This is a genomic window from Streptomyces sp. NPDC050759 (assembly GCF_044456945.1).
In the GTDB taxonomy this organism is placed as follows: Bacteria; Actinomycetota; Actinomycetes; order Streptomycetales; family Streptomycetaceae; genus Streptomyces.
Window position 1 is genome coordinate 258,417 of record NZ_JBITGI010000012.1, and the last position, 25,700, is coordinate 284,116.

Consider the following 25,700-nt stretch of genomic DNA (forward strand, 5'->3'; position numbering starts at 1 on the left):
CCGTCGGGTTCCGTCATGCGAAACACCCCTCTGTGGAGGGCGCTTTCACACGCCCGTGCAGGGCACGGTCGGTCGTGGCCCGGCCTCTTCAGCATGCCCGCGAACTCCGCTGGCGTCCATGTGTTCAGGGAGCCACGCGACCCGGCACGGCGGCGGCTCACGATCCGCCCTTCGGGTAACCGTCGTGGGCGGCGAGGTCCTTGTCGATGGCCTCGACCGCCTCGTCGAGCGTGGCCTTCACCGGAGCCCTGTCGATCATGATCTTCGGGAAGGCCCGGGAGAACGCCTCGGTGATCGCCGGGTAGGCGGGGGTGCGTGGCCTCGGCCGGGCCACTCCGTCCGTCAACTGCTCGATGAACAGGCGCTCGGCACCGCCCTCGGCGTACTCCGGGGAGAGCTTCACCGCGCTGTGCGTGGCCGGGATCGCGCCGTTGGCCACGCTCATCCGGTGGATCTGGTCCGGCTTCAGCAGATAGGCGAGGAAGCGCCATACGGCGTCGCCGTCGGCCCCGCCCGAGGTCACGCCCCACTGCCAGGAGCCCATCCCGGTCACGGTGCCCTCGCCGAAGTCGGGCAGCGGCACGATCGCCAGGTCACCGGGGAACGTCCTGGCGTAGTCCGGGTACCACCAGTGGCCTGTCCAGGAGATGACACTGCGCTCCTGGACGAAGGCGTGTTCGCTCTTGCCGGGCTCGACGAGCCCCTCCTCCACCCAGTCCTGCAAGGTGGTGAGCGCCTGGACCGACTCGGGTCCGTTCAGGAAGCCGTCGGCGGTCCGGAACGTCCTGGGGTCGATGAGATCGCCGCCCGCCGACCACACCGCGGGCGCGAAGCCGTAGGTGCTCCACTCCTCGCCGGGTTTCGCGTCGACGAGGCCCATGTCGAGCGGATACCGGTACCCCGCCTTGCGCAGGGTGCGCAGGATGTCCGCGAACTCGCGGGCGGTCCAGGCGTCCTCGGCGTCCTGGGGAATACGGACATGGGCCTTCTTCAGCACCGACGGCCGCACATAGAGTCCGAGCCCGGAGTCGAAGGTGCCGATCCCGTACAACCTCCCCGCGTAGGTGCCCTGTTGGCGGATCGAGGGCAGCAGGTCCTTGCGCAGGCCGTCGGACAGACAGGAGTCGATCGGCTTGATCCTGCCGGACCAGGCGTAGCTGTAGAGCCTGGGGCCGTCGAAGTCGAGCAGGTCGGGCAGGTCGCCGCTGGCCGCGGCGGAGAGCACCAGTTCGTTGTACGGCCGCTGCTCGGGCAGGGTGACGACCTCGATCCGCACCTCCCGCTGCGCCCTGTTGAAGTCCTGGACCTGGCGGCGCAGCGTGGTGTACTCGGCGCTCGGCCCCGCGTGGAACCACACGGTGACCTGCGCGGTGCCGTCGATCCTGCCGTCACAGGTGGTGTCGGCGCCGGTCCGCTCACTCCGGTCGCCGTCGTCTCCCCCGCCGCCGCACGCGGTGAGCAGCAGCGCGACCGCCGTCAGGCCCGCGACCAGAGCGCGGCGGCCCCTTACGACGTTTGCGAGCGGTTTCCTCATCACGCACCCCCACTCGACCGGACTCGCACGGCCTCCCCAGGGCAGCCCACATGCTACCGCCCGTGACCTCTCGCTGCGCTGGGTGAGCGGGAACTGACATATTCGACACAGGACTTGAGCACGTTCCAGGTGTCGGGAAGCAATCCGTCCCGACTCTTCCGGGTAGCCGGAAAGCGCAATCCCCGCAGGGTTGGGACCCTGTGCGCATGTCCATGCGCTGTCTTCTCGTCGATGACAGCATCCGCTTCCTGGAGGCCGCGCGTAGCCTGCTGGAACGCGACGGGATACCTGTCGTCGGCGTCGCACTGTCGGGTACCGAGGCTCTGGCACGGGCCGCGGAGCTGACCCCGGACGTCGTCCTGGTCGATCTCGACCTCGACGGCGAGAGCGGGTTCGACGTGGCGGTGGAGCTGGCCCGCACTGTCTCCTGCGTCATCATCCTGATCTCCACGCACGCGCTGGACGACGTCGAGGAGCTGGTCACGGGCAGTCCGGCGCGCGGCTTTCTGCCCAAGTCGGCGCTGTCGGGGCGGGCGATCAGGGAGTTGCTGGGCGGTGGCAGAGAGGCCCCGCCCGGCTGAAACAAAGGGGCCGCCTTCCGGCCGGGAGTGCGCCATCGTTCGGCGGCAAGTGTTGTCGGGACTTGGTCAACACGCTTCAATGCGGGGGAGCTCGGGGCCGGCAACGACGGCGTACGGATGTGAAGCCTCCTTGCGGCACTGCCGCGCACGGCCCCGACGCACCCTCAGGATCGGCCTGACCAGCCGCCCGGACCTGCACAGAAAGGCCCCTGCATGCCGCACGCCACACAGCACGCGGACGTCGCGACCGTCACCGAAGCGGAACTGGACACGGCACTGCGAGGCGGCCCCTTCCACGTCGCGCTGCGCGCCGCGATCGCCGCTCGGGGGCTGCCGCTGCAGCGCGTCCAGCACCATCTGACGCGGTACGGGGTCAGGGTGGGCGTCACCAGCCTGAGTTACTGGCAGCAGGGTGCCCGGCGCCCGCAGCGTCCCGAGTCGCTGCGGGCCGTACGGGCGCTGGAGGAGATCCTGCAGCTGCCGGAGGAATCGCTGATCAGGCTGCTCGCCGAGCACGACGACCGGTCGGCCGCCGTGCGGCCCGCGGCCCGTTCCTACCGCTCCCTCCTCGCGGCCTCGGACGTCCTCGAACAGCTGTTGGGCGAGCTGGACTCACCGCCCGACGGCGGGCTGCACACGCTCGGCCACCACGAGCGGATAGACATCGGGGCGCGCCGCGAGCTGCGCGGCCGCGAGTCCCACCACATCGTGCGCGCCCACCGAGAGGGCGTCGACCGTTTCATGGCCGTCCACCACGGCGACCCGGGGTGCAGGCCCGAGCTCATGACCGTGCACGCCCTGGAGAACTGCCGTACGGGACGCGTCCGTTCGCACCACGACACGGGGGTGCTCGTCGCCGAGCTGCTCCTCGACGCCCGGCTGCGCGCGGGTGACACCTTCCTGTTCCGCTACTGCGTCGAGGACGGCACGGCCGGAGTGTCCCGCGAGTACGTCCGCGGCTTCGGCTCACCGGGCGGTCAGTACGCGCTCCAGGTGCGCTTCGACGAGAACGCCCTGCCCCTGCGCTGCCACCGCTTCATCCAGCACTCCCCCGCGGCTCCCCGCAGCGGCCGCCAGGAACTGGCCCTCACCGGCCACCACCACTCGGTGCACCTCGTCGAGCCGCGGGTGCGGTCGGGGGTGGTGGGGATCGGGTGGGACTGGGAGTGAGTGGGACGACGTCAGCTCGGTGACGGCACGTAAACGTTTGCGCAAGCGTTTACGTGCGCTGCTGAATGGGATACCTTCCGGGCCATGGGCCGCCGTTCCGGTGCCCTGTGGGCGTCCTTCCGGGAGGGGAACCCGATGCCGACCATGGCCGACGTGGCACGCAGCGCGGGGGTGTCCGTGGCGACCGTCTCGCACGTCCTCAACGGCACCCGGCCGGTCCTGCCCCACACCCGCCAGGCCGTGCTGGACGCCGTCGACGAGCTCGGCTACACGCCCAACACGCTCGCCCGCTCCCTGGTGACCTCCCGCACCCGCTCCATCGGGCTCGCGGTGTCGGCGATCAGCAACCCCTACTTCACGGAGATCCTCCAGGGCGTCGAGGCGGGTGCGCTGGAACACGGCTACAGCCTGCTCATCGCCGATCCGCACGACGATCCCGACCACGAGTGCAAGGTCGTCCAGCTGCTGCACGAGAGACGGGTGGACGGCATGATCGTCGCGCCCTCGGCGGACCCACGCGAGCTCGTCTCCTATCTCGGGCGCCACCGGGTCCCGACGGTGTTCCTCGACCGTGTGATCGACGGAGTGATCGAAGGTGTGGTCGGCGGTGTGACCGAAGGTGTGATCGGCGGTGCGGTCGGGGCCCCGGCGGACGGCCCGCAGCGCTTCGACCAGGTCTGTGCCGAGAACACCGGGCCGATGGCCCGGCTGGTCACTCATCTCGCCGGGCTCGGCCACCGGCGCATCGGCCTGGTGGCGGGCCTGCCCGGGCTGAGCACCACGGCCGAACGGATCACCGGATACCGCCAGGGCCTCACCACCGCACTTCTCCCCTACGACGACGACCTCGTCGTCCACGGGGACTCCGAGTCGGCCGGAGCCGGACGGGCCACAGCCGCCCTGCTCTCCCTCGCCGCACCGCCCACCGCCCTCGTCACCGCCAACAACACCATGACCATCGGCACCCTGCGCGCCCTCCGCGACCGCGGTCTGTCGGTACCGGACGACCTCGCCCTGTGCTGCTTCGACGACTTCGCCTGGGCCGACCTGTTCTCGCCCCGGCTCACCGCGATCGCCCAGCCCAGCAGGGAGATCGGCGCACAGGCGGTCCGTGTGCTCCTGGAACGCCTCGCCGCGCCGGACCGGCCCGCCCGGACCGTGCGCCTCGACTGCACGTTCGTCCACCGCACGTCATGCGGCTGCCCCGACTCCGGGGAGCGGGGGCGGCCATCGCAGGCCTCCCGGCCTTCCCAGCGTTCTCAGCCCTCGCGGCCCTCGCAGTCCTCGCAGTCCTCGCAGTCCTCGCAGTCCTCGCAGTTCGAGAAAGGAAATGTCTCGTGATCGTCGTCGCCGGTGAGGCCCTGATCGACCTGGTACCGCAGGGCAGGGGCGCCCTCGCGAGCCTCACGCCGGCGCTCGGCGGCGGCCCCTACAACACCGCCGTGGCCCTCGGCCGGCTCGGGTCTCCCACCGCCTTCTGCTCCCGCACCTCGCTCGACGCCTTCGGCGAGGCCCTGCTCGACGGGCTGCGGGCGGCGGGGGTGGACGTGTCCCCCGTGCAGCGCGGTGCGGAACCCACCACGCTCGCCGTCGCCACGATCGACACCAACGGCTCGGCCGCCTACTCCTTCTACGTCGACGGCACCGCCGACCGCCTGTTCGCCGCCCCCGCCTCGCTCCCGACCGACACGCGCGCGGTGTCCTTCGGCACCTGCTCGCTCGTCCTGGAACCGGGGGCGAGCGCCTACGAGGAGCTGCTGCGGACCGTAGCAGCGCAGGGTGTGTTCACCGCGCTCGACCCGAACATCCGGGCCGGGCTGATCCTCGACGCGGACGCCTACCGGGCCCGGTTCAAGAGCTGGCTGCCGTCGGTGTCGCTGCTCAAGCTCTCCGAGGAGGACGCGCTGTGGCTGGGCGGCACCCCGCGCGAGTGGCTGGCCTCGGGACCCTCGGCCGTCGTGGTCACCCATGGCGGTGACGGGCTGACCGTGTTCACCCGGGACGGGGCGGCGCTGGCCGTGCCGGGCGAGAAGGTCGACGTCGTGGACACCATCGGCGCCGGCGACACCGTGAACGCGGCCCTGCTGCACGGTCTGGGGACCCTCGACGCGCTGTCCCCGGCGGCGCTCGCGGACCTGGGCGTCGAGGACTGGACCCGGCTGCTGCGGTTCGCGGCACGCGCGGCCGCGATCACCTGCTCACGGGCGGGGGCGCAGCCGCCGTACGCGTCCGAACTGGGCGAACTCTAGAGGCCGTTGGCACGAGCGGTGCCCCGCGGGGAGGTCCCGCGGGGCACCGCTCGTTGCGTGTCTTCTCCGGATGCGGTCGGCCCGCTGCTCCGGAATCTCAGGCCTTGGGGGCCCGTGTCGTCTTCTTGGCGGGCGCGGCCTTCTTGGTTGTCGTCGTCCTGGCCGTCGCCGTCTTCTTCGCCGTCGACTTGGCGGCGACCGTCTTCTTCGCCGCGGCCGTCTTCCTGGCCGGTGCCTTGCGCGGGGCCTTCACCGCGGCCCCGTCGCTGATCCGGTCGGCGCCGAGGATCTCCCTGAGGAACTTGCCGGTGTGGCTGGCCGGGACTCCGGCGACCTCCTCCGGGGTGCCCTCGGCGACCACGAGTCCGCCGCCCGCGCCGCCCTCGGGGCCCATGTCGACGACCCAGTCGGCCGTCTTGATCACATCGAGGTTGTGCTCGATGACGATGACGGTGTTGCCCTTGTCGACCAGACCGGACAGGACCTTCAGCAGCTTGCTGATGTCCTCGAAGTGCAGACCGGTGGTCGGCTCGTCCAGGACGTAGACCGTACGGCCGGTGGACCGCTTCTGGAGCTCACTGGCGAGCTTCACGCGCTGGGCCTCGCCACCGGACAGGGTGGTCGCGGCCTGGCCGAGACGGACGTAGCCGAGACCGACGTCCTTGAGGGTGTTGAGGTGGCGGGCGATCGCGGGGACGGCCTCGAAGAAGTCCGTGGCCTCCTCGATCGGCATGTTCAGGACGTCGGCGATGGACTTGCCCTTGTAGTGGACCTCCAGGGTCTCCCGGTTGTAGCGGGCGCCGTGGCAGACCTCGCACGGGACGTAGACGTCCGGGAGGAAGTTCATCTCGATCTTGATCGTGCCGTCGCCCGCGCAGTTCTCGCAGCGGCCGCCCTTGACGTTGAAGGAGAAGCGGCCGGGCATGTAGCCGCGGACCTTCGCCTCGGTGGTCTCGGCGAACAGCTTGCGGACGTGGTCGAAGACGCCGGTGTACGTCGCCGGGTTGGACCGCGGGGTGCGGCCGATGGGCGACTGGTCGACGTGCACGACCTTGTCGACGAGGTCGTCGCCGTCCACGCGCGTGTGCCGCCCCGGGACGCTCCTCGCGCCGTTGAGCTCGCGCGCCAGGTGTGTGTACAGGATGTCGTTGACCAGGGTCGACTTGCCGGACCCTGAGACACCGGTGACCGCGGTGAACACGCCCAGCGGGAAGGACACGTCGATGTCCTGGAGGTTGTTCTCGCGGGCTCCGTGCACCGTGAGCTGCCGGGACGGGTCGAGGGGGCGGCGGATGTGGGGCAGCGGGATGGCCTTCTTGCCCGACAGGTACTGGCCCGTCTCCGACTCGGCGTTGGCGAGCAGCTCCTTAAGGGAGCCGCTGTGCACGACCTTGCCGCCGTGCTCGCCCGCGCCGGGGCCGATGTCGACGATCCAGTCGGCGACCTTGATGGTGTCCTCGTCGTGCTCGACGACGATGAGCGTGTTGCCCATGTCGCGCAGCCGGACCAGGGTCTCGATCAGCCGGTGGTTGTCGCGCTGGTGCAGGCCGATGGACGGCTCGTCGAGGACGTACAGCACGCCGACGAGTCCGGAGCCGATCTGGGTGGCCAGACGGATGCGCTGGGCCTCGCCGCCCGAGAGGGTGCCGGCCGCGCGGTTCAGCGAGAGGTAGTCCAGGCCGACGTCGACCAGGAACTTCAGTCGTTCGTTGACCTCCTTGAGCACGCGCTCGGCGATCTTCTTGTCACGGGCGCTGAGCTTCAGCTCACCCAGGAAGTCCGCGCAGTCGCTGATGGACATGCCGGAGACCTCGGCGATCGACTTGCCCATGACGGTGACCGCGAGGACGAGCGGCTTGAGGCGGGTGCCCTCACAGGTGGGGCAGGGCACCTCGCGCATGTAGCCCTCGAAGCGCTCGCGGCTGGCGTCGCTCTCGGACTCGCTGTGCCGGCGCTTGACGAAGGGAACGGCACCTTCGAAGGGGGTCGTGTAGACCCGCTCGCGGCCGTACCGGTTGCGGTAGCGGACCTCGATCTGCGTCTTGTGGCCGTACAGCAGGGCCTTCCTGGCACGCTGCGGCAGGCCCGCGAAGGGAATGTCCGTCCGGAAGCCCAGCGCGTCCGCGAGGGCGCCGATCAGACGGCCGAAGTAGTCCTTGGTGTGCCCGTGCGACCAGGGGTGGATGGCGCCCTCGTCGAGGGACTTGTCCTCGTCCGGGACGATCAGCTCGGGGTCGACCTCCATGCGCGTGCCGATGCCGGAGCAGTCGGGGCAGGCGCCGAAGGGCGAGTTGAACGAGAAGGAGCGGGGCTCCAGCTCCTCGAAGGACAGGTCGTCGTACGTGCAGTACAGGTGCTCCGAGAACATGCGCTCGCGCTCGGGGTCGTCCTCGGGGAGGTCGACGAAGTCGAGCACGACCATGCCGCCGGCGAGGCCGAGGGCGGTCTCCACCGAGTCGGTGAGACGGCGCTTGGCGGACTCCTTCACCGTGAGGCGGTCGATGACCACCTCGATGGTGTGCTTCTCCTGCTTCTTCAGCGTGGGCGGGTTGGAGAGCTGGACGGTCTCGCCGTCCACGCGCGCACGGCTGTAACCCTTGGTCTGGAGATCGGCGAAGAGATCGACGAACTCTCCCTTGCGCTCGCGCACCAGCGGCGAGAGCACCTGGAAGCGGCTCCCCTCCGGCAGCTCCAGGACCTTGTCGACGATGGCCTGCGGCGACTGGCGCGAGATCGGGCGGCCGCACTCGGGACAGTGCGGCTTGCCGATGCGCGCGAAGAGCAGGCGCAGGTAGTCGTAGACCTCGGTGATGGTGCCGACCGTCGAGCGCGGGTTGCGCGAGGTCGACTTCTGGTCGATGGAGACCGCGGGCGAGAGGCCCTCGATGAAGTCGACGTCGGGCTTGTCCATCTGGCCGAGGAACTGGCGGGCGTACGAGGAGAGCGACTCCACGTAGCGACGCTGGCCCTCGGCGAAGATGGTGTCGAAGGCCAGGGAGGACTTGCCCGACCCGGACAGGCCCGTGAAGACGATGAGCGAGTCGCGAGGCAGGTCGAGCGAGACGTTCTTCAGGTTGTGCTCGCGCGCGCCACGGACGATGAGACGGTCGGCCACGCCGGTCCGCACCTTTCTTGGCTTGAGAGGAGTGACAGGGGCGGGGCCCCCGTACTTTCTCAGACTAGGGGGAGCCACTGACAACGCCGGTCGGATTCCCCGGAGGCATAACAATCCCCGACCATCCAGCATGCCCGACGCCGCACCCGACCATATAGCACGCGCTTTCGATTTACGGCCCAGCTTCACCACCTTCACCCAAAGGTGTGGCGGGGCTAGGGTCAGCACCATGATTGATCACGCTCATGACCTGGTGTCTGTACGTGGTGCGACCGAGCGGCTCCTGACCGCAGCCGCCACATTGGACAACGTGTCCGTGACCGAGTCGTCACGGCTGCCGGGCTGGAGCCGCGGCCATGTCCTCGCCCACCTGTCCCGCAATGCCGACGCCCTCGTGAACGTTCTGCGGGGACAGCCCATGTACGCCTCCGCAGAAGCGCGCGACGCCGACATCGAACGCGACGCCCCGCGCCCCCTCGACGTCCAGCTCGCCGACCTGCGCGAGAGTGCCGAGCGCTTCCAGGAGGCGGGGGCCGCACCGGCCGACTGGTCGCGCACGGTCGAGCTCCGCAACGGGGTCACCGACTCGGCGTCCCGGGTGCCGTTCCGGCGGTGGGCCGAGGTGGAACTGCACCACGTGGATCTCGGGATCGGCTACGAGTTGGAGGATCTTTCGGAGGACTTCGTCCAACGCGAGATCAACTTCCTCACGGAGCGGTTCCGGGGTCACCCCGACGTGCCTTCCCTCGTGATCGAGGAGGACGACGGCCGCAGGATCCCGACGGGCGGCCACGGGGACACCGCGCTTGTCGTCACTGGGCGACAGGCCGACCTGCTCGGCTGGCTGGCCGGCCGCCGCGACGGCTCGGCACTGACGGTCCACGGCGGCGCCCTCCCCTCGCTGCCCCCGCTATAGGCTGCCGCCATGACGTACAGCGGACAGGTGACGGTCGGCGGACCCGCCGACGTGCACGAGCTCAAGGACCTGATGATCACCAAGATCGCGGTCGGCCCGATGGACAACAACGCCTATCTGCTGCGCTGCCGGGCCACCGACGAGCAACTGCTGATCGACGCGGCCAACGACGCGGACACCCTGCTGGGCATGATCGGCGACGACGGCATCGCCTCCGTCGTCACCACGCATCAGCACGGCGACCACTGGCAGGCGCTCGCCGCGGTGGTCGCGGCCACGCGCGCGCGTACGTACGCCGGCCGGGACGACGCCGAAGGCATCCCCGTGCCCACCGACGTCCTGGTCGACGACGGCGACGTCATCCGCGTGGGACGCGTGGAGCTGACCGCACGCCACCTGGTCGGGCACACACCGGGCTCGATCGCCCTCGTCTACGACGACCCCCACGGGCATCCTCATGTGTTCACCGGGGACTGCCTGTTCCCCGGAGGGGTGGGCAACACCCGTAAGGATCCCAAGGCGTTCGCCAGCCTGATCCACGACGTCGAGACGAAGATCTTCGACGCGCTCCCGGACGAGACCTGGGTGTACCCGGGACACGGGAACGACACGTCGCTGGGCGCGGAGCGGCCGCAACTGCCGGAGTGGCGCGCGCGGGGGTGGTGAACCCCGGGGGTACGCGCCCCGCGCATACCGTTCGCACGCGCCCCGTGTGAACTCTTCACACACGCCGGTGCCACGCACGCGCTCCCGGCGCACATGGTTGCGCAGTCAACTGGGAGCAGCCCCGCACAGGATGACGGCTCCTGCGCGGTACGGGCCGCCGGTCTTTCTATCCCCGCCCTCGACCGGCGGCCCCGGCGTCCTGTCCGAAAAGCGTTCACGAGAATGCAACACACGTTCCCAATATGCGGACAATTGCCGTTGTGACCTCGACAAACGGGACTTTGGACTGTCACTCTCCCGCCATGCACCTTGCCCCGCGCGCTCTGCGCCGCGCCGCCGTCGCGGCATCCGTAGCCCTGCTCGCCACCGCCGTCGGCTGTGCTCCGCAGTCGGAGGACGACGCGAACGCCAAGGCCTCGGGGTCCACTGGAACCACCTGCGCCAAGGGCAAGTTGGCCACCAAGAGCTCCGGAAAACTGACCGTCGCGACCGACGAGCCCGCGTACGAGCCGTGGTTCAAGGACGACAAGCCCGCGAGCGGCAAGGGCTTCGAGTCTGCCGTCGCCTACGCCGTGGCGAAGCAGCTCGGCTATGACAAGAGCGCCGTCGTCTGGCAGAGCGTCCCCTTCAACAAGGCGTTCGCGCCGGGTGAGAAGACCTTCGACTTCGACATCAACCAGGTGTCGATCAGCGCCGAGCGCAAGAAGGCCGTGGACTTCTCGTCCGGCTACTACGACGTGCGTCAGGCCGTCATCGCGCTCAAGGGCACCAAGGCCGCCAAGGCGAAGAGCATCGCGGACCTGAAGGGCCTCAAGCTGGGCGCCCAGGTCGGCACGACCAGCCTCAACTACATCGAGGACGTGGTGAAGCCGACGCGGGAGGCCGCCGCGTACGCCAAGAACGACCAGGCCAAGTCCGCGCTCCAGAACGGCCAGGTGGACGCCATCGTCGTCGACCTGCCGACCGCCTTCTACATCACGGCGGCCGAGGTGACGGACGGCACGATCGTCGGGCAGTTCGAGAACGAGGGCGGCACGCCGGAGCAGTTCGGGCTCGTCCTCGACAAGGGCAGCGCACTCACCTCCTGCGTGACGGCCGCCGTGGACGCCCTGCGCAAGGACGGCACGCTCGCCAAGCTGGAGCAGGAGTGGCTGTCGGACGCCGTCGACGCCCCGGTACTCAAGTGACGCTCACGAAGGACGAGTCCGGCGCCGGGACACCGGACGCGGACGACTCGTACACACCGTCGCAGCGGCGGATCGAGCGGGAGCGTCTCAAGCGTGCCCGCGCCCGCCGCGCGACGGCGATCGCCGCGGTCTCGACCCTGGTCACCGCCGTCGTGCTCTATCTCGTCGTCGTCAGCGCGCCCGGCTGGCCGCGCACCAAGGAGACGTTCTTCAACGGGCAGTACGCGCGCGAGGCTTTCCCGAAAGTCCTCGAAGGGCTGTGGCTGAACGTCCGGCTGCTGCTGATCTGCGGTGTCGCCGTGCTGGTGCTCGGCATGCTGATCGCCATCGCCCGCACGCTGCGCGGCCCGGTGTTCTTCCCGCTGCGCTTCCTGGCCGCCGCCTACACGGACTTCTTCCGCGGGCTTCCGCTCATCATCAACCTCATGATCGTCGTCCTGGGCGTCCCGGCGCTGCGGCTCGAGGGCGTGACGGTCGACCCGGTGCTGCTGGGCGGTACGGCCCTCACGTTGACGTATTCGGCGTACGTGGCCGAGGTGTTCCGCGCCGGCATCGAGTCCGTGCACCCCTCGCAGCGCGCCGCCGCCCGCTCGCTCGGTCTCTCCAACCGGCAGGCGCTGCGGTACGTGGTGCTGCCGCAGGCGGTGCGTCGCCAGGTGCCGCCCCTGCTGAACGACCTGGTGTCGCTCCAGAAGGACACCGGTCTGGTGTCGATCGGGGGCGCGATCGACGCCGTCCGGGCCGCCGACATCATCGTCGGCCGGAGCCTCAACTACACGCCGTACATCGTCGCGGGCCTGGTGTTCGTGGCGCTGACCATCCCGATGACCCGCTTCACGGACTGGGTGACGGCACGGATGGACCGTCGGCGGGCCCAGGGAGGAATCGCATGAGCGACGCAGACGGACCGGTGCTGCGGATGGAGTCCGTCCGCAAGACCTTCGGCGACTCGGTCGTGCTGCGGGACGTGGACCTGGAGGTCGCCCCGCACACGGTGACCGCGCTGATCGGTGCCTCCGGTTCCGGCAAATCGACCCTGCTGCGCTGTGCCAACCTCCTGGAGGAGATCGACGACGGAGCCATCTGGCTGGACGGCGAGGAGATCACCGATCCGCGCGTCGACCAGGACGCGGTACGGCGCCGTATCGGCGTGGTCTTCCAGGCGTACAACCTCTTTCCGCACATGACGGTGCTGGAGAACATCACGCTGGCCCCGCGCCGGGTGCACAAAGCGGCACGCGCGGAGGCCGAGGAACACGCTCGCGAGCTCCTGGAGCGGCTCGGGCTGGGTGGTAAGGCCGGTGAGTACCCCGACCGGCTCAGCGGCGGTCAGCAGCAGCGGGTGGCGATCGTGCGGGCCCTCGCCGTACGCCCCCGCCTGCTGCTGCTCGACGAGATCACCGCGGCCCTCGACCCGGAGCTGGTGGGTGAGGTTCTGAACGTCGTGCGCGACCTGAAGGGCGACGGCATGACCATGGTGCTGGCCACGCACGAGATGGGCTTCGCGCGCGAGGTCGCCGACCAAGTGTGTTTTCTGGACTCGGGTGTGGTGCTCGAGCGCGGGACCGCCGCGCAGATCTTCGGCGACCCGCAGCAGGAGCGCACGCAGCGCTTTCTGAAGCGGATCGTGGAGGCGGGGCGGCTGTAAAGGGCAGCCGCTAGAGGGCAGCTGTAAGGGGCGCCCGCCATTGCGTGCGGCCCTTACAGACCTACGCCTCGGCCTGGGCCGGTCCCGCCAGCGCCGCGACGCGTTCCACGCCGAAGACGTAGCCCTGCACTCCGCAGCCGGCGATGACTCCGTCCGCGCGCAACGAGACGTAGGAGTGGTGCCGGAAGGACTCGCGCCGGTGGATGTTGGAGATGTGCACCTCCAGCACCGGCAGCCCGTCACAGGTGTTGAGGGCGTCCAGAATCGCGACCGACGTGTGCGAGTAGGCACCAGGGTTGATGACGATCCCGCAGTGCTGGAGCCTCGCCTCGTGGATCCAGTCGACCAGCTCGCCCTCATGGTTCGACTGCCGGAAGTCCACCGTGCCGCCGTGCGCGGCGGCCGCCTTGGCGCACAGGGCCTCGACGTCGGCCAGGGTGTCCTTGCCGTAGATCTCCGGCTGCCGCTGACCCAGCAGGTTCAGGTTGGGGCCGTTGAGAATCATGATCGGGGCGTTGGCCAGGGTGCGGGGCACGGTTCCTCCGGTCGGTGAAGGCGGGCTGCTCGGACCCGGTTTATCACGGTGCGCCACGCGCGGGGCGGCCCGTACCCTCCGGGCATGACGACGATCTCGTACCCGCCCAAGCCCGTACCCGGCGACCGCATAGCCGTCATCTCCCCCGGCGCCGGTCTGCCGGGACTCTTCCCGCGCCCCTACGAGTTGGGGCTCGAGCGGCTGCGCAAGGAGTACGGGCTGGAGCCGGTCGAGTATCCGTCGACCCGCAGGATGGGCTCGACGCCCCAGGAGCGCGCCGACGACATCCATGCCGCGTTCGCCGACCCGGACGTCAAGGCGGTCATGGCGTCCATCGGCGGCGACGACCAGATCACCGTGCTGCCCTTGCTGGACCGGGACTTGATCCGGGCGAACCCGAAGCCGTTCTTCGGGATGAGCGACAACACCAACCTGCTCGCGTTCCTGTACAGCACCGGCATCGTCGGCTACCACGGCGCGACCGTGATGACGGCGCTCGGACGGCCGGTGGCCATGAGCGCGCTGACCGCCGACTCCCTGCGGGCCGCCCTGTTCACCTCGGGCGAGTACGAACTGGCTCCCGCCGCCCGCTGGCGGGACGTCGACCGTGACTGGGCGGACCCCACCACCTTCGACTCCGAACCGGAGACCCGTCCCGGCAATGGCTGGACCTGGGTGAACGCCGACCGCGCGGTGGAGGGCCGAGCCTGGGGCGGCTGTTTGGAGATCGTGGGCTGGCTGCTCATGGCCGACCGCGAGATCGCGCGTGACCTGAGCGTGTACGACGGCGGCGTGCTGCTCCTGGAGACCTCGGAGGAGATGCCGAGCGACATCGAGGTCTTCCGCACTCTGCGCAACATGGGTGAGCGCGGACTCCTCCAGCGCTTCTCCGCACTGCTCTGGGGCCGCCCCAAGACGTGGGCCTTCGACCGCCCCAACAGCCCCGAGGAGGCGGATCGTTACGCCGCCGACCAGCGCGACGCCGTACTGCGGGCCATGCGCGTATATGCCCCGCACACGACCATCGTCTTCGATGTGGACTACGGACACACCGACCCACAACTCGTCATCCCCTACGGCGGACTCGTCCGAGTCGACGGACCTGCCCAGCGCATCACCGTCACGTACTGATCACCCCGAGCGCGCTCACGCGCCCCCGTAACCGCCGATCACCGTGGGTAGTTGACGCGGCATGCACGACGTACGCACGGTAAAGGCGCCCTCCATGCCGCGGCTCGCGGCCGCCTCGCTCGCCGGGACGGCCATCGAGTTCTACGACTTCTTCGTCTACGGGACGGCCGCGGCACTGGTCCTGGGGCCGCTGTTCTTCCCGACGTTCTCCCCGATGGCAGGGACGCTGGCCGCCTTCGGGACGTTCGGCGTGGGGTTCGTGGCACGGCCGCTCGGGTCGGTGCTGTTCGGGCACATCGGGGACCGGCAGGGACGGCGGCCCGTGCTCGTGGCCTCACTGCTGCTGACCGGCGCCGCGACGGTCGCGGTCGGCTGTGTGCCGACGTACGACACGATCGGGGTGGGCGCGCCGGTCCTGCTTCTGGTGCTGCGTTTTCTCCAGGGGCTGGGGCTCGGCGGGGAGTGGGGCGGGGCCGTGCTGCTGACCGCGGAGCACGCGCCCGCCGAGCGGCGCGGGCTGTGGACGAGCTTCCCGCAGGTGGGGCCCGCGCTGGGCTTCCTGCTCGCCAACGGGGTGGTGCTGGCGCTGTCGGCCGCGCCGTCCGAGGCGCAGTTCGCCGCATGGGGCTGGCGTGTGCCGTTCTGGGCCGCCGGGGTGTTGGCGGCGGTGGGGCTGTGGCTGCGCTCCTCGCTCCCGGAGAGCCCCGGTTTCCTGGAGATCGACGACCACGCGCGCGTGCCGCTCGCCGAGGTGGTGCGCGACCATGGGCGGCTCGTACTGCTGACGGCCGGGGCGCTCGCGATCGGGTACGCGATCTTCTACGCCGTGACGACGTGGTCCCTCGCCTACGGGACGGAGCGGCTCGGGGTGAGCCGTGCCGTCATGCTGACCTGCATCATGGCCGCGGTGTTCGTGAAGGGCTCGCTCACACCGGTGGCGGCGCTACTCGGGGACCGGTACGGGCGGCGGCCGTTGTGTCTGGCCGGGTGCGCGGCGGCGGCGCTGTGGATGTTCCCGATGGTGGCGCTGCTCGCGACCGGGGAGCCGTTGCTGATGTTCCTCGGTTTCCTGGGCGCGATGATCGCGTTCATCACGATGTTCGCGGTGATCGGCGCGTATCTGCCGGAGCTGTACGAGCCGCGGGTGCGCTGCACGGGTGCCGCGGTCGGCTACAACCTCGGCGGGGTCGTCGGCGGCGCGCTCACACCGATCGTGGCGACGGCGCTGGTGGAGCACGGCGGGCGGGTGCCCTGGGGGGTGGGCGCGTATCTGACCGGGATCGCGCTGCTCAGCCTGGGGTGTTTCGCGTTGCTGCCGGAGACGCGGCCGGTGCCCGTGGCGGCGGGTGAGCCCGCTATGGATTGACCGCCAGTTCCAGGTAGGCCGCGAACAGCACCAGATGGACACCGCCCTGGAGCGGTGTGGCCCGGCCGGGAACCACCGTCAGCGAGCTCACCACCACGGTCAGGGCCAGCAGCACCATGTGGGTGGAGCCCAGACCGAGGACGAGCGGGCCGGAGAGCCAGACGGAGGCCAGAGCGACCGCGGGGATGGTCAGGCCGATGCTGGCCATGGCCGAGCCGAGGGCGAGGTTGAGGCTGGTCTGCACCCGGTCGCGGCGTGCGGAGCGCAGGGCGGCGATGGTCTCGGGGAGCAGCACCAGCAGAGCGATGATCACGCCGACGACGGCCTGGGGAAGACCCGCCTTGGCGACCCCGGACTCGATGGTGGGCGACACTCCCTTGGCCAGGCCAACCACCCCGATCAGGGCCAGGCCCAGCAGGCCCAGGCTGGTCAGCGCGGTACGGGCGGTGGGCGCGTCGGCGTGGTCCTCGGTGGTGATGACCTCGCCCTGACGGGTGATCGGGAGGAAGTAGTCGCGGTGCCGTACGGTCTGGGTCGCCACGAACAGGCCGTACAGGATCAGCGAGGACAGCGCGGCGAAGGTCAGCTGGGTGGCGGAGAACTCCGGGCCCGGCTTGCTCGTCGTGAACGTCGGCAGCACCAGGCTCAGCGTGGCCAGGGTGGCGACCGTGGCGAGGGCGGCGCCGGTGCCCTCGGGGTTGAAGAGCGCGGTGCCATGGCGCAGTGCGGCCACGAGGAGGCTGATGCCGACGATGCCGTTGCAGGTGATCATCACGGCCGCGAAGACCGTGTCCCTGGCCAGGGTCGAGGTCTTGTCGCCGCCGTCCACCATCAGGGTGACGATCAGGGCGACCTCGATGATCGTGACGGCGACGGCGAGGACGAGGGAGCCGAACGGTTCGCCGACCCGGTGGGCGATCACCTCGGCGTGGTGCACGGCGGCCAGCACGGCCCCCGCGAGGACCAGGGTCACGAGCACGACGACCGCGCCGGGCAGATCGCGTCCCCAGGTGAACACCAGCAGGACGACCGCGAGCACCGGCACGGCGGACGTCCAGCTCGTGGTGAGCGTCGGGAGCCGAGCGATCATGCAGCGATCGTCGCAGAGGCCAACCGGCCGCGCACTCCGCCGGGTCTCCTTGAGCTCGCCCGACTCCAGGACGTCGCAGTTGGTGTAACCAAACAAACACCGGGAGCGGTACCCGGCAATTCGCCGCGCTCCGCTCCCGGTGCTGGTTCCTCTACGTCTGCCGTGGTCAGGCCTCGATGCTGTCCTTCGGGGCGCCTTCGCCCTCGGCCTGCGCCGCCTCGGCAGCCTCCTGCTTCCTGGTGGCCATCAGACTGGTGATCGTGGTGACGACCAGGACCGCGCAGATCACGCCGAGCGAGACCGGAATGCTGATCTCGGGGACGTGGACCCCGGACTCGTGCAGGGCGTGCAGTACCAGCTTGACGCCGATGAAGCCGAGGATGATCGACAGGCCGTAGCTGAGGTGGACCAGCTTCTTCAGCAGGCCACCGATGAGGAAGTACAGCTGCCGCAGGCCCATCAGGGCGAACGCGTTGGCCGTGAAGACGATGTACGGGTCCTGGGTCAGGCCGAAGATGGCGGGGATCGAGTCGAGCGCGAAGAGCACGTCGGTGGAGCCGATCGCGAGCATCACGACGAGCATCGGGGTCATGACCCGCTTGCCGTTCTCCACGATCCACAGCTTGGTGCCGTGGTAGCGGTCGGCCACGCCGAACCTGCGCTCGGCGGCCTTGAGCAGCTTGTTCTCCTCGAACTCCTCTTCCTCCTCGTCCGCCCTGGCCTCCTGGATGAGCTTCCAGGCGGTCCAGATGAGGAAGGCGCCGAAGATGTAGAACACCCAGGCGAAGCTGGCGATGATCGCGGCGCCGGCGGCGATGAAGATGGCGCGCAGCACCAGGGCTATGAGGACACCGACGAGGAGCACCCGCTGCTGGTACTGCGAGGGCACCGAGAACTTCGCCATGATCAGGACGAAGACGAAGAGGTTGTCCACGCTCAGGGACTTCTCGGTGATGAAGCCCGCGAAGAACTCTCCGCCGGCCTGGCCGCCGCCGAAGACGAGCAGACCGAGCCCGAAGAGGCCGGCCAGGGCGATCCAGACGACCGTCCAGATTCCCGCTTCCTTGATGGAGACGTCGTGCGGCTTGCGGCCGATGAAGAAGTCGACCGCGATGAGGGCGGCGAGGCCCACGATCGTCAGGACCCACAGGGTCATGGAAACATCCACAGTTCCTCCGGCAATACGTAACGGCAAGTAACCAGCGTCGTCGCGCTGCCGGAGGTCTCTTCCACCCACGGTGGGCCGACGCCCCGGGATCAGGCCTGATCCGTATTGACGGGTACGCCGCAGTCGACAGGGAGTACTCCCCTCCGTGCCACCAACCGTACCCAATCACCAAGGAAAGGTAAAGCGATTGGCAAAAGAAAGGTCAAAATCCCTGGTGGTAGTGGCTTTACGGGTACTTGGTACGAGCTTCCGCGACCTGGGCCAGGACCTGTTGGACCACCTGGCTGCCGGGCGGGACGAGTGCGGGCTCGTAGGTCCAGGCGTGCCCGACCCACGGGTCGGCGAGGTGGTCGTCGGGCACCGGAGTCAGTCGCATGAGCGAGCGCCACAGGGGGTCGAGGAGGGGGCCGTAGGCGGAGGCCTCCTCACGGTCCGCGACCATCATCAGGTGGACGCCGACGGACGGTCCCTCGTCCGCCAGGTAGCGCAGCTGGGTCACGGCCCGGTCGTCGAAGCCGTGCGGGAAGTCGTTGACGATCAGGAGTTGCTCGGAGGTGTCGAGGCCGGGCGGGAGGGAGTCGGCCGCACCGCCGCGCACCGCCATCTGCACGAGGTCGACGCGCTCGGTGAGGCGGGCCAGGACGTCCGCCACGCCCGCGGCGCCGACGGCGGGCGGTGCCGCGAGCACGCCGGTCCACACCAGCGGGGCGAGCGCCTGCGCCCCAGACGCGGCCGGGTCGATGACGTGCAGGGTGTAGTCCCCCGCGGGGTGGACGGCGAGGAGCCGGGCCGCGACCGCCACGGCCGTGTCCATGGCGAGGCGGTGCAGCTCCTGGGAGCCGAGGAACGAGCCGTCGAGGGATCCGGCGGCTCCGCTGTCGATCCACAGTCCGCGCTCCAGCGGCAGCCGGACCAGCATCGGGATACGCAGCTCGGGACACTCGGGCAGATGCAGATCGCCCAGGCGCACGGCCATGGGCGCCTCGAAGGGCACCCGGTAGCCGTGCCAGACGGGGTTGTCCCAGCGGGCGTACGCCAGGGGCAGGGCCGGTTCGACCACCTCGGACTCGGCCGTGAGCTGGCCGAGATCGCGGTCATAGGCCGCGCGGGCCTGCTCGACGAGCTGGGTGTACTTGGCGCGGGCGGCCTCACGTGCGGCCTCGCCCTGTCCGCCGATCCGGTTGCGCGGGTCGGCGAGTGCCGCGTCCAGCTCCTTCTCCATGCGGGAGTCGGCGAAGTCGACGGCACTGCGGTACGCGGCCGTGGAGCGGGCCAGGTCCTCGAACATGCCCCACACCTGGTTGTAGAGCCGCTCGTCCATGGACCAGCCGGTCGCGTCCCCGGCGACGGGCCGCGCGGGCTGCCCCGGCTGGACGGGGGGCGCGGCGGGCGGAGGCGGGGGCGGGGCGGCGTTCTGCCGTCGGGGGTGGCTGTAGTCGATCGGGCCGTCGAGGGCGGGCTGCTGGGCGGTGGTGTCCGCGGGCCCCTGGGCATAGCCGGGCTGTGATGCGCCGGTTACCGGGGTGCCCTGCGTGCCGCCGTAAGGAGAGGCGGGCTGTGGTGTACCGGAGGCCGGCCCACCCTGTGGGGACATCGGCTGCGGTGGGGTGCCGGGTGGCTGGGTACCGTACGGCGACGGTGGCTGCTGCGGTACGGCACCGGGGGCGCCCTGGGCCGCGGACGAGCCCTGGTCCGAGCCCGGCGTCGGCGTGGCCGTCTGCCGGGCGCGGTCGCCGTCCGCTGTGCGGGCCGGGGGCGTCACCGCTCGGGCCAGGCCTTGGGCCACCGCCTCATGGATGGTGTTCGCGAGCTGGTGGGCCTGGGGAAGGCCCTGGTCGGTGAGGAGTTCGGTGAGGCCGCCCGCGTAGCCCTGGCCGACGGCGCGTACCTTCCAGGCGCCCTGGCGGCGGTAGAGCTCCAGCGCGACGACCGCCGACTCGGCGTCCAGGCCGGTGATGGTGTAGCCGACGAGCTCGGTGCCGTCGAGGCCCGTGACCGCGACGACGGGGGCGGCGACGGCGCCGAAGCGCACGGGGCCGCCCGCCGCGGGCAGCGCGAGCAGTACATGGACCCGGTGGACGGCCTCGGGCACCGCGCCGAGATCGACGGCGAGGCGGTGGTCGGCGGCCGCCTGCCGGGAGACCTCCAGACCCGGCAGGGTGGGCGCGCCCGGGTGGACGACCCACTCCACGCCGTGCACTGTGCCGTGCTCGTCGCCGAGCGTGGCTCCGGCCACGACCGGCGTACCGGCCGCGATCCGGATCTCGAGTCGGGCCTGGGAGAGCGGGTGGTTCTGCCCCCGCACCAGCTCGGCCGTCATCGCCCTCTCCCCCTGCGTCGTGGTGTCGGTCGGGTGCCGCTCGGCGGGCCGGTTACAGGTGCGGCAGGATCGCCGGCATCAGGTCCTGGAAGGTCCGGCCGTTGGCCGGGGTGCCGAGGGCCGTCATGGTCCAGCCCGGGCCCGTCCGGTGCACCTTCGCCATGATCTGGGCGGTGTAGGCGCCGCCGCCGGCGAGTGTGTAGCGGGCCAGCTCGTCTCCGTTGGTCTCGTCGACCAGCCGGCAGAAGGCGTTCTGCACCTCCTGGAAGGTCTGGCCGGTGAAGGAGTTCACGGTGAAGACGATCTGGTCGATGTGGACGGGGACGCGGGCCAGGTCGACGAGGATCGCCTCGTCGTCCCCGCCCTGGCCGACGCCGCCGACGAGGTTGTCACCGGTGTGCTTGACCGAGCCGTCGTCGCTCACCAGGTGTCGGAAGAAGACGACGTCGACGGGCTGCTTGTCCGCGAAGAGGACGGCGGAGGCGTCGAGGTCGACCTCCCGCGTGCGTGTGCCGAACAGGCCACGCCGCGGAGCCGCCTGCCAGCCGAGGCCCATGCGCACCGCGGTCAGGCTGCCTCCGTCGTTCTTCTGCAGACTGATGGCCTGACCCTTGGTCATGTTGACGGTCACGCGCCGAACCCCTCTCGCTGCAATCCCCTGTTACCGCGGTGCCCGCGGTTGTCCAGAACCCTACGCAGGGGCACCGACGGTGACGCACCCCGGAGCGCACTTTGTGTCGGTCTTGCAACACGGCGCGAGGGGGGTCAGGCCAGGCCGGCCTCCTTCATCTGCCGGAGTTCCTTCTTCATCTCGGAGACCTCGTCGCGCAGCCGGGCCGCGATCTCGAACTGGAGGTCGGCGGCGGCGGCACGCATGCGTGCCGTCATCTCCTCGATCTGCTCGGCGAGCTCGGCCGCGGGGCGGTCGGTCGGGACGGTTTCCTTGGCCTTGCCCTTGGCGGCCTTGGTTCCGGCCGCCGCCTTGCCGAGGGAGGGCACGGGGGCTTTGGCTCCCTTGCCGTCCTTGCCCTGGCGGTAGCCGGAACCGAGCAGCTGCTCGGTGTCGACGTCCTCACGGGCGATCTGGGCGACGATGTCGTTGATCTTCTTGCGCAGCGGCTGGGGGTCGATGCCCCGCTCCGTGTTGTAGGCGACCTGCTTCTCCCGGCGCCGGTTGGTCTCCTCGATGGCCTTCTCCATCGCCGGGGTGATCTTGTCGGCGTACATGTGGACCTGGCCGGAGACATTGCGCGCGGCGCGGCCGATGGTCTGGATCAGGGAGGTGCCGGAGCGCAGGAAGCCCTCCTTGTCGGCGTCGAGGATGGCCACGAGGGACACCTCGGGCAGGTCGAGGCCCTCGCGCAGGAGGTTGATGCCGACGAGGACGTCGAACTCGCCGGAGCGCAGTTCACGCAGCAGCTCCACGCGGCGCAGGGTGTCGACGTCGCTGTGGAGGTAGCGGACCTGGATGCCGAGTTCCAGGAAGTAGTCGGTGAGATCCTCGGCCATCTTCTTGGTGAGCGTGGTGACCAGGACACGCTCGTCCTTCTCGGTGCGGGTGCGGATCTCGTGCACCAGGTCGTCGATCTGGCCCTCGGTGGGCTTGACGACGACCTCGGGGTCGATCAGGCCGGTGGGGCGGATGATCTGCTCCACGGCGCCGTCCGCGCGCGAGAGCTCGTACTTGCCCGGCGTCGCCGACAGATAGACGGTCTGGCCGATGCGCTCCGTGAACTCCTCCCACTTGAGCGGGCGGTTGTCCAGGGCCGAGGGGAGGCGGAAGCCGTGGTCGACGAGGGTGCGCTTGCGGGAGGCGTCGCCCTCGTACATCGCGCCGATCTGGGGCACGGTCACGTGCGACTCGTCGATGACGAGCAGGAAGTCGTCCGGGAAGTAGTCGATCAGGGTGTTCGGCGGGGAACCGGGCGAGCGGCCGTCGAAGTGCATCGAGTAGTTCTCGACGCCCGAGCAGGAGCCGATCTGGCGGAGCATCTCGAGGTCGTACGTCGTGCGCATCCGCAGGCGCTGAGCCTCCAGGAGCTTGCCCTGCTTCTCCAGCTCGGCCAGGCGCTCCCCGAGTTCCTTCTCGATGTCGTTGACGGCCCGCTCCATGCGCTCGGGTCCCGCGACGTAGTGCGAGGCCGGGAAGACGTACAGATGGTCGTCGTCGCTGATGATCTCGCCGGTGAGCGGGTGGAGCGTGGACAGTGCCTCGATCTCGTCGCCGAACATCTCGATACGGACGGCGAGTTCCTCGTAGACCGGGAAGATCTCGATGGTGTCGCCGCGCACGCGGAAGGTGCCCCGGGTGAAGGCCAGGTCGTTGCGCGTGTACTGGATGTCGACGAAGCGGCGCAGCAGCTGGTCGCGGTCGATCTCGTCGCCGACCTTGAGCGCGACCATGCGGTCCACGTACTCCTGCGGGGTACCGAGGCCGTAGATGCAGGAGACCGAGGCGACCACGATGACGTCCCGGCGGGTGAGCAGCGAGTTGGTCGCGGAGTGGCGCAGGCGCTCCACCTCCTCGTTGATCGAGGAGTCCTTCTCGATGTAGGTGTCCGACTGCGGGACGTAGGCCTCGGGCTGGTAGTAGTCGTAGTACGAGACGAAGTACTCGACGGCGTTGTTCGGCAGCAGTTCGCGGAACTCGTTCGCCAGCTGGGCGGCCAGCGTCTTGTTCGGGGCCATCACGAGGGTGGGGCGCTGGAGCTTCTCGATCATCCACGCGGTGGTGGCGGACTTTCCGGTGCCGGTCGCGCCGAGCAGGACGACGTCCTTCTCACCTGCCTCGATGCGCTTGGCCAGCTCGGCGATGGCCGCCGGCTGATCGCCGCTGGGCTGGTAGGGGCTGACGACCTCGAAGGGCGCCACCGTACGTTCGATGTGGGAAACGGGCCGCATGGAGTCCACCGTACGACTCCCCACTGACAACGCGGCCCGATCAGGGGCTTCGGGTGGAGGAGGGGCCTGTGGGTCAGCGGTTCTGCGGGGTGCGGGAGTCGCGGTGGGCCAGGTTCCGGCGGGGGCGGAGCGAGGGGCGGCGGTCGGCCGGGTGGTGGACGAGTTCGCGTGCCGGGACGCCGGGCTTGTTCTCGACGGGCGACCACACGGGTTTGCCCATGACCATCAGCGGATCGAACATCACGACGACACCCGCGATCAGCAGGAAGGCAAGCGGGCCGATCATCATGGGCGCGAGCAGGGAGGCGGGCGAGTCACCGGCGACGGGGGCGGACGTGCGGTGCACGTGGACGCTGAGGGCGGCCATGCCGGTGTAGTGCATCCCCGTGACGGCCAGGCCCATGACCAGGCTCGCGCCCACGCTCCACAGGAAGCCCCTGACCTGCCCGGCGGCCCAGAGGGCGGCGGTGGCGGCGACGACCGCTATGACCACGGAGATGGCGACGGTGACGGTGTTGTACTCCAGCTGCCCGTTCAGGCGCATCCCGGCCATGCCCAGGTAGTGCATCGAGGCGATGCCCAGCCCGGTGACGGCACCACCGGTCATCAGGGGTGTTCCGGTCGCGCCCCGGTAACCGACGATGAAGACCCCGATGCCCACCATGACGATGGCGACGCCCAGGCTCGCGAAGGTGATGGCCCTGTCGTAGTGGATGGGTGCCTCTGCGACCTTGAACCCCATCATCGCGACGAAGTGCATGGTCCAGATGCCGGAGCCGATCGCCGCCGAGCCGAGGGCCAGCCAGCCGGGTCGCCAGGACCGGCTGACCAGCATGGATCTGGTGGTGCAGCGCAGGCCGAGGGCGCCGCCGAGGCAGGCCATGAGGTAGGCCACCAGCGGTGTGACGAGTCCGTAGCTGAATCCGTCGACCGTGCCTTGCATGCGCGGCTACCTTCCGACCTCTTACATCCTGGAATTCCCTGAAATGCGCCCCTTCCCAGCACCGCCCGAGCGGTCGGGGTCGAGGCAGAGAGTATGACCCTCACCGCAATGGTCGAACGATTTTCCGGCAAAGAAGCACGCCCTTGCCCCAGTTGTGCGGCACTGGTGAGCGGACGTGGAAGACGACCATTCAGGATGTGGCCATTCTGCACCCCACAGCCGTTGACCGGGTGCTGTCACAGTGGTGCTGTACGTGATTGCTCGACGCGAGGAGTACGTATGCACGCGCGCGCTGCGACCGCCACGACCACCGCGTTCCTGGGGACCGCCGCCCTCCTGCTTCCCGCAACCGACGTCCGAGCCGTCGAGGACGGCACACCGCCCGCGATCATCGCCCACCGGGGCGCCTCCGCCTACGCCCCCGAGAACACCCTGGCCGCCGTCGACAAGGCCGCACGGCTCGGTGCCGTCTGGGTGGAGAACGACGTCCAGCGCACCAGGGACGGCGAACTCGTCGTCCTCCACGACGACAGCCTCCGGCGCACCACCGACGTTGAGCAGGTGTTCCCCGGTCGGGCGCCCTGGAAGGTGAAGGATTTCACCGCCGCCGAAATCGCGCGTCTGGACGCGGGCAGCTGGTTCGGCGCCGCCTATGCGGGCGCGCGCGTGCCGACGCTCAAGCAGTATGTGCACCGCGTCGATCTTCACCATCAGAAGCTGCTCCTCGAACTCAAGAACCCGGAGCTGTACCCGGGCATCGAGCAAAAGACCCTCAAGCTCCTCAGCAACGAGGGGTGGCTCGACCGCAAGCACCGGAACCGGCTGGTCGTACAGAGCTTCAGCGCGGCCAGTCTGCGGACCGTCCACGATCTCAAGCCCGCTGTGAAAACCGGCTTCCTGGGATCGCCGTCCGTGGCGGACCTGCACGCGTACGCGGCCTTCGCCGACCAGATCAACCCGCCGCACGCCGCCGTCTCCCGGGCGTACGTCTCCGCCGTCCATGCCTTCACGGGTCCGCACGGCAGGCCGCTCGAGGTCTCCGCCTGGACCGTCGACACCGCGGACGCCGCACGGCAGGTCGCCGGGTACGGCGTCGACGGCATCATCACCAACAAGCCGGACGTCGTGCGCGACGCGCTGCGCGAGTAGTCGGCCCGTTCGCTCGGGCCGCCGGGTGTTG

General features: G+C 69.9%; 21 protein-coding genes. 12 read left to right on the plus strand and 9 right to left on the minus strand.

Translation table 11 applies throughout. The features are described from left to right. Positions 1-157: 157 nt before the first annotated feature. Positions 158-1,534 (minus strand): ABC transporter substrate-binding protein, encoded by a 1,377-nt coding sequence (locus ACIBJB_RS31675; RefSeq protein ID WP_398935590.1) that lies wholly within the window; start codon positions 1,532-1,534, stop codon positions 158-160. A gap of 206 nt (positions 1,535-1,740) precedes the next feature. On the opposite strand from ACIBJB_RS31675, the gene ACIBJB_RS31680 reads away from it, so the two are divergent. From ACIBJB_RS31680 to ACIBJB_RS31695, 4 genes are all read left to right on the plus strand, one after another. After that, positions 1,741-2,115, plus strand: coding sequence for a response regulator (locus tag ACIBJB_RS31680; protein ID WP_398935592.1), 375 nt, complete (start codon positions 1,741-1,743; stop codon positions 2,113-2,115). Positions 2,116-2,328: 213 nt separating this feature from the next. Then, positions 2,329-3,285 (plus strand): hypothetical protein, encoded by a 957-nt coding sequence (locus ACIBJB_RS31685; RefSeq protein WP_398935594.1) that lies wholly within the window; start codon positions 2,329-2,331, stop codon positions 3,283-3,285. Positions 3,286-3,420: 135 nt separating this feature from the next. After that, positions 3,421-4,626, plus strand: a complete 1,206-nt coding sequence (locus tag ACIBJB_RS31690) for a LacI family DNA-binding transcriptional regulator (RefSeq protein WP_398935733.1) — start codon at positions 3,421-3,423, stop codon at positions 4,624-4,626. Beyond that, a complete protein-coding gene (locus tag ACIBJB_RS31695; protein WP_398935596.1) occupies positions 4,623-5,534 on the plus strand; it encodes a carbohydrate kinase in 912 nt (303 codons plus the stop codon). The genes ACIBJB_RS31690 and ACIBJB_RS31695 overlap by 4 nt, the downstream gene beginning before the upstream one ends. A 97-nt stretch (positions 5,535-5,631) precedes the next feature. Here ACIBJB_RS31695 and uvrA read toward each other — a convergent pair whose 3' ends face one another. Continuing rightward, positions 5,632-8,649, minus strand: a complete 3,018-nt coding sequence (uvrA, locus tag ACIBJB_RS31700) for an excinuclease ABC subunit UvrA (protein ID WP_398935598.1) — start codon at positions 8,647-8,649, stop codon at positions 5,632-5,634. A 229-nt stretch (positions 8,650-8,878) separates the two neighbouring features. Here uvrA and ACIBJB_RS31705 point away from each other — a divergent pair, with 229 nt between their 5' ends. From ACIBJB_RS31705 to ACIBJB_RS31725, 5 genes are all read left to right on the plus strand, one after another. After that, on the plus strand, positions 8,879-9,565 hold the full coding sequence (locus ACIBJB_RS31705; protein ID WP_398935600.1) for a maleylpyruvate isomerase family mycothiol-dependent enzyme: 687 nt from the start codon (positions 8,879-8,881) through the stop codon (positions 9,563-9,565). 9 nt (positions 9,566-9,574) lie between these two features. After that, on the plus strand, positions 9,575-10,231 hold the full coding sequence (locus ACIBJB_RS31710) for an MBL fold metallo-hydrolase (protein ID WP_398935602.1): 657 nt from the start codon (positions 9,575-9,577) through the stop codon (positions 10,229-10,231). Between the two features lie 302 nt (positions 10,232-10,533). Beyond that, complete coding sequence (locus ACIBJB_RS31715) at positions 10,534-11,418, plus strand: ABC transporter substrate-binding protein (protein ID WP_398935604.1); 885 nt, start codon at positions 10,534-10,536, stop codon at positions 11,416-11,418. After that, positions 11,415-12,311, plus strand: a complete 897-nt coding sequence (locus tag ACIBJB_RS31720) for an amino acid ABC transporter permease (RefSeq protein ID WP_398935606.1) — start codon at positions 11,415-11,417, stop codon at positions 12,309-12,311. The genes ACIBJB_RS31715 and ACIBJB_RS31720 overlap by 4 nt, the downstream gene beginning before the upstream one ends. Then, positions 12,308-13,066, plus strand: coding sequence for an amino acid ABC transporter ATP-binding protein (locus tag ACIBJB_RS31725; RefSeq protein WP_398935608.1), 759 nt, complete (start codon positions 12,308-12,310; stop codon positions 13,064-13,066). The genes ACIBJB_RS31720 and ACIBJB_RS31725 overlap by 4 nt, the downstream gene beginning before the upstream one ends. A 61-nt stretch (positions 13,067-13,127) precedes the next feature. Here ACIBJB_RS31725 and aroQ read toward each other — a convergent pair whose 3' ends face one another. Continuing rightward, a complete protein-coding gene (gene aroQ / locus ACIBJB_RS31730) occupies positions 13,128-13,601 on the minus strand; it encodes a type II 3-dehydroquinate dehydratase (protein WP_062038318.1) in 474 nt (157 codons plus the stop codon). 84 nt (positions 13,602-13,685) lie between these two features. On the opposite strand from aroQ, the gene ACIBJB_RS31735 reads away from it, so the two are divergent. Both ACIBJB_RS31735 and ACIBJB_RS31740 read left to right on the plus strand, forming a co-directional pair. Beyond that, positions 13,686-14,732 (plus strand): S66 peptidase family protein, encoded by a 1,047-nt coding sequence (locus tag ACIBJB_RS31735; RefSeq protein ID WP_398935611.1) that lies wholly within the window; start codon positions 13,686-13,688, stop codon positions 14,730-14,732. Positions 14,733-14,826: 94 nt separating this feature from the next. Continuing rightward, positions 14,827-16,098: an MFS transporter gene (locus ACIBJB_RS31740; RefSeq protein WP_398935613.1), complete on the plus strand. Its 1,272-nt coding sequence runs from the start codon at positions 14,827-14,829 to the stop codon at positions 16,096-16,098. Here ACIBJB_RS31740 and ACIBJB_RS31745 read toward each other — a convergent pair. The 6 genes from ACIBJB_RS31745 to ACIBJB_RS31770 form a co-directional block, all read right to left on the minus strand. Next, complete coding sequence (locus tag ACIBJB_RS31745) at positions 16,088-17,188, minus strand: calcium:proton antiporter (protein WP_398935615.1); 1,101 nt, start codon at positions 17,186-17,188, stop codon at positions 16,088-16,090. The genes ACIBJB_RS31740 and ACIBJB_RS31745 overlap by 11 nt on opposite strands. A gap of 166 nt (positions 17,189-17,354) precedes the next feature. Beyond that, positions 17,355-18,344, minus strand: a complete 990-nt coding sequence (locus ACIBJB_RS31750) for a TerC/Alx family metal homeostasis membrane protein (protein ID WP_398935617.1) — start codon at positions 18,342-18,344, stop codon at positions 17,355-17,357. A 238-nt stretch (positions 18,345-18,582) separates the two neighbouring features. Beyond that, positions 18,583-20,676, minus strand: a complete 2,094-nt coding sequence (locus tag ACIBJB_RS31755) for a TerD family protein (RefSeq protein WP_398935619.1) — start codon at positions 20,674-20,676, stop codon at positions 18,583-18,585. Between the two features lie 52 nt (positions 20,677-20,728). Next, the gene (locus ACIBJB_RS31760) at positions 20,729-21,307 is read right to left on the minus strand and encodes a TerD family protein (RefSeq protein ID WP_311713879.1); all 579 of its coding nucleotides are present in this window, start codon (positions 21,305-21,307) and stop codon (positions 20,729-20,731) included. A 134-nt stretch (positions 21,308-21,441) separates the two neighbouring features. Beyond that, on the minus strand, positions 21,442-23,577 hold the full coding sequence (gene uvrB, locus ACIBJB_RS31765; protein ID WP_398935622.1) for an excinuclease ABC subunit UvrB: 2,136 nt from the start codon (positions 23,575-23,577) through the stop codon (positions 21,442-21,444). A gap of 73 nt (positions 23,578-23,650) precedes the next feature. Then, entirely contained in the window at positions 23,651-24,520 is an 870-nt protein-coding gene (locus tag ACIBJB_RS31770) for an MHYT domain-containing protein (RefSeq protein WP_398935624.1), read from the minus strand. Between the two features lie 279 nt (positions 24,521-24,799). On the opposite strand from ACIBJB_RS31770, the gene ACIBJB_RS31775 reads away from it, so the two are divergent. Next, the gene (locus ACIBJB_RS31775; protein WP_398935626.1) at positions 24,800-25,669 is read left to right on the plus strand and encodes a glycerophosphodiester phosphodiesterase; all 870 of its coding nucleotides are present in this window, start codon (positions 24,800-24,802) and stop codon (positions 25,667-25,669) included. Positions 25,670-25,700 lie beyond the last annotated feature (31 nt).

What these genes read in the sequence shown, in the direction of transcription:
- ACIBJB_RS31675 (WP_398935590.1), bottom strand. Translation starts at nt 1,534, where the DNA reads ATGAGGAAACCGCTCGCAAACGTCGTAAGGGGCCGCCGCGCTCTGGTC.
- ACIBJB_RS31680 (WP_398935592.1), top strand. Translation starts at nt 1,741, where the DNA reads ATGTCCATGCGCTGTCTTCTCGTCGATGACAGCATCCGCTTCCTGGAG.
- ACIBJB_RS31685 (WP_398935594.1), top strand. Translation starts at nt 2,329, where the DNA reads ATGCCGCACGCCACACAGCACGCGGACGTCGCGACCGTCACCGAAGCG.
- ACIBJB_RS31690 (WP_398935733.1), top strand. Translation starts at nt 3,421, where the DNA reads ATGCCGACCATGGCCGACGTGGCACGCAGCGCGGGGGTGTCCGTGGCG.
- ACIBJB_RS31705 (WP_398935600.1), top strand. Translation starts at nt 8,879, where the DNA reads ATGATTGATCACGCTCATGACCTGGTGTCTGTACGTGGTGCGACCGAG.
- ACIBJB_RS31710 (WP_398935602.1), top strand. Translation starts at nt 9,575, where the DNA reads ATGACGTACAGCGGACAGGTGACGGTCGGCGGACCCGCCGACGTGCAC.
- ACIBJB_RS31715 (WP_398935604.1), top strand. Translation starts at nt 10,534, where the DNA reads ATGCACCTTGCCCCGCGCGCTCTGCGCCGCGCCGCCGTCGCGGCATCC.
- ACIBJB_RS31725 (WP_398935608.1), top strand. Translation starts at nt 12,308, where the DNA reads ATGAGCGACGCAGACGGACCGGTGCTGCGGATGGAGTCCGTCCGCAAG.
- ACIBJB_RS31735 (WP_398935611.1), top strand. Translation starts at nt 13,686, where the DNA reads ATGACGACGATCTCGTACCCGCCCAAGCCCGTACCCGGCGACCGCATA.
- ACIBJB_RS31740 (WP_398935613.1), top strand. Translation starts at nt 14,827, where the DNA reads ATGCCGCGGCTCGCGGCCGCCTCGCTCGCCGGGACGGCCATCGAGTTC.
- ACIBJB_RS31745 (WP_398935615.1), bottom strand. Translation starts at nt 17,188, where the DNA reads ATGATCGCTCGGCTCCCGACGCTCACCACGAGCTGGACGTCCGCCGTG.
- ACIBJB_RS31750 (WP_398935617.1), bottom strand. Translation starts at nt 18,344, where the DNA reads ATGACCCTGTGGGTCCTGACGATCGTGGGCCTCGCCGCCCTCATCGCG.
- ACIBJB_RS31755 (WP_398935619.1), bottom strand. Translation starts at nt 20,676, where the DNA reads ATGACGGCCGAGCTGGTGCGGGGGCAGAACCACCCGCTCTCCCAGGCC.
- uvrB (WP_398935622.1), bottom strand. Translation starts at nt 23,577, where the DNA reads ATGCGGCCCGTTTCCCACATCGAACGTACGGTGGCGCCCTTCGAGGTC.
- ACIBJB_RS31770 (WP_398935624.1), bottom strand. Translation starts at nt 24,520, where the DNA reads ATGCAAGGCACGGTCGACGGATTCAGCTACGGACTCGTCACACCGCTG.
- ACIBJB_RS31775 (WP_398935626.1), top strand. Translation starts at nt 24,800, where the DNA reads ATGCACGCGCGCGCTGCGACCGCCACGACCACCGCGTTCCTGGGGACC.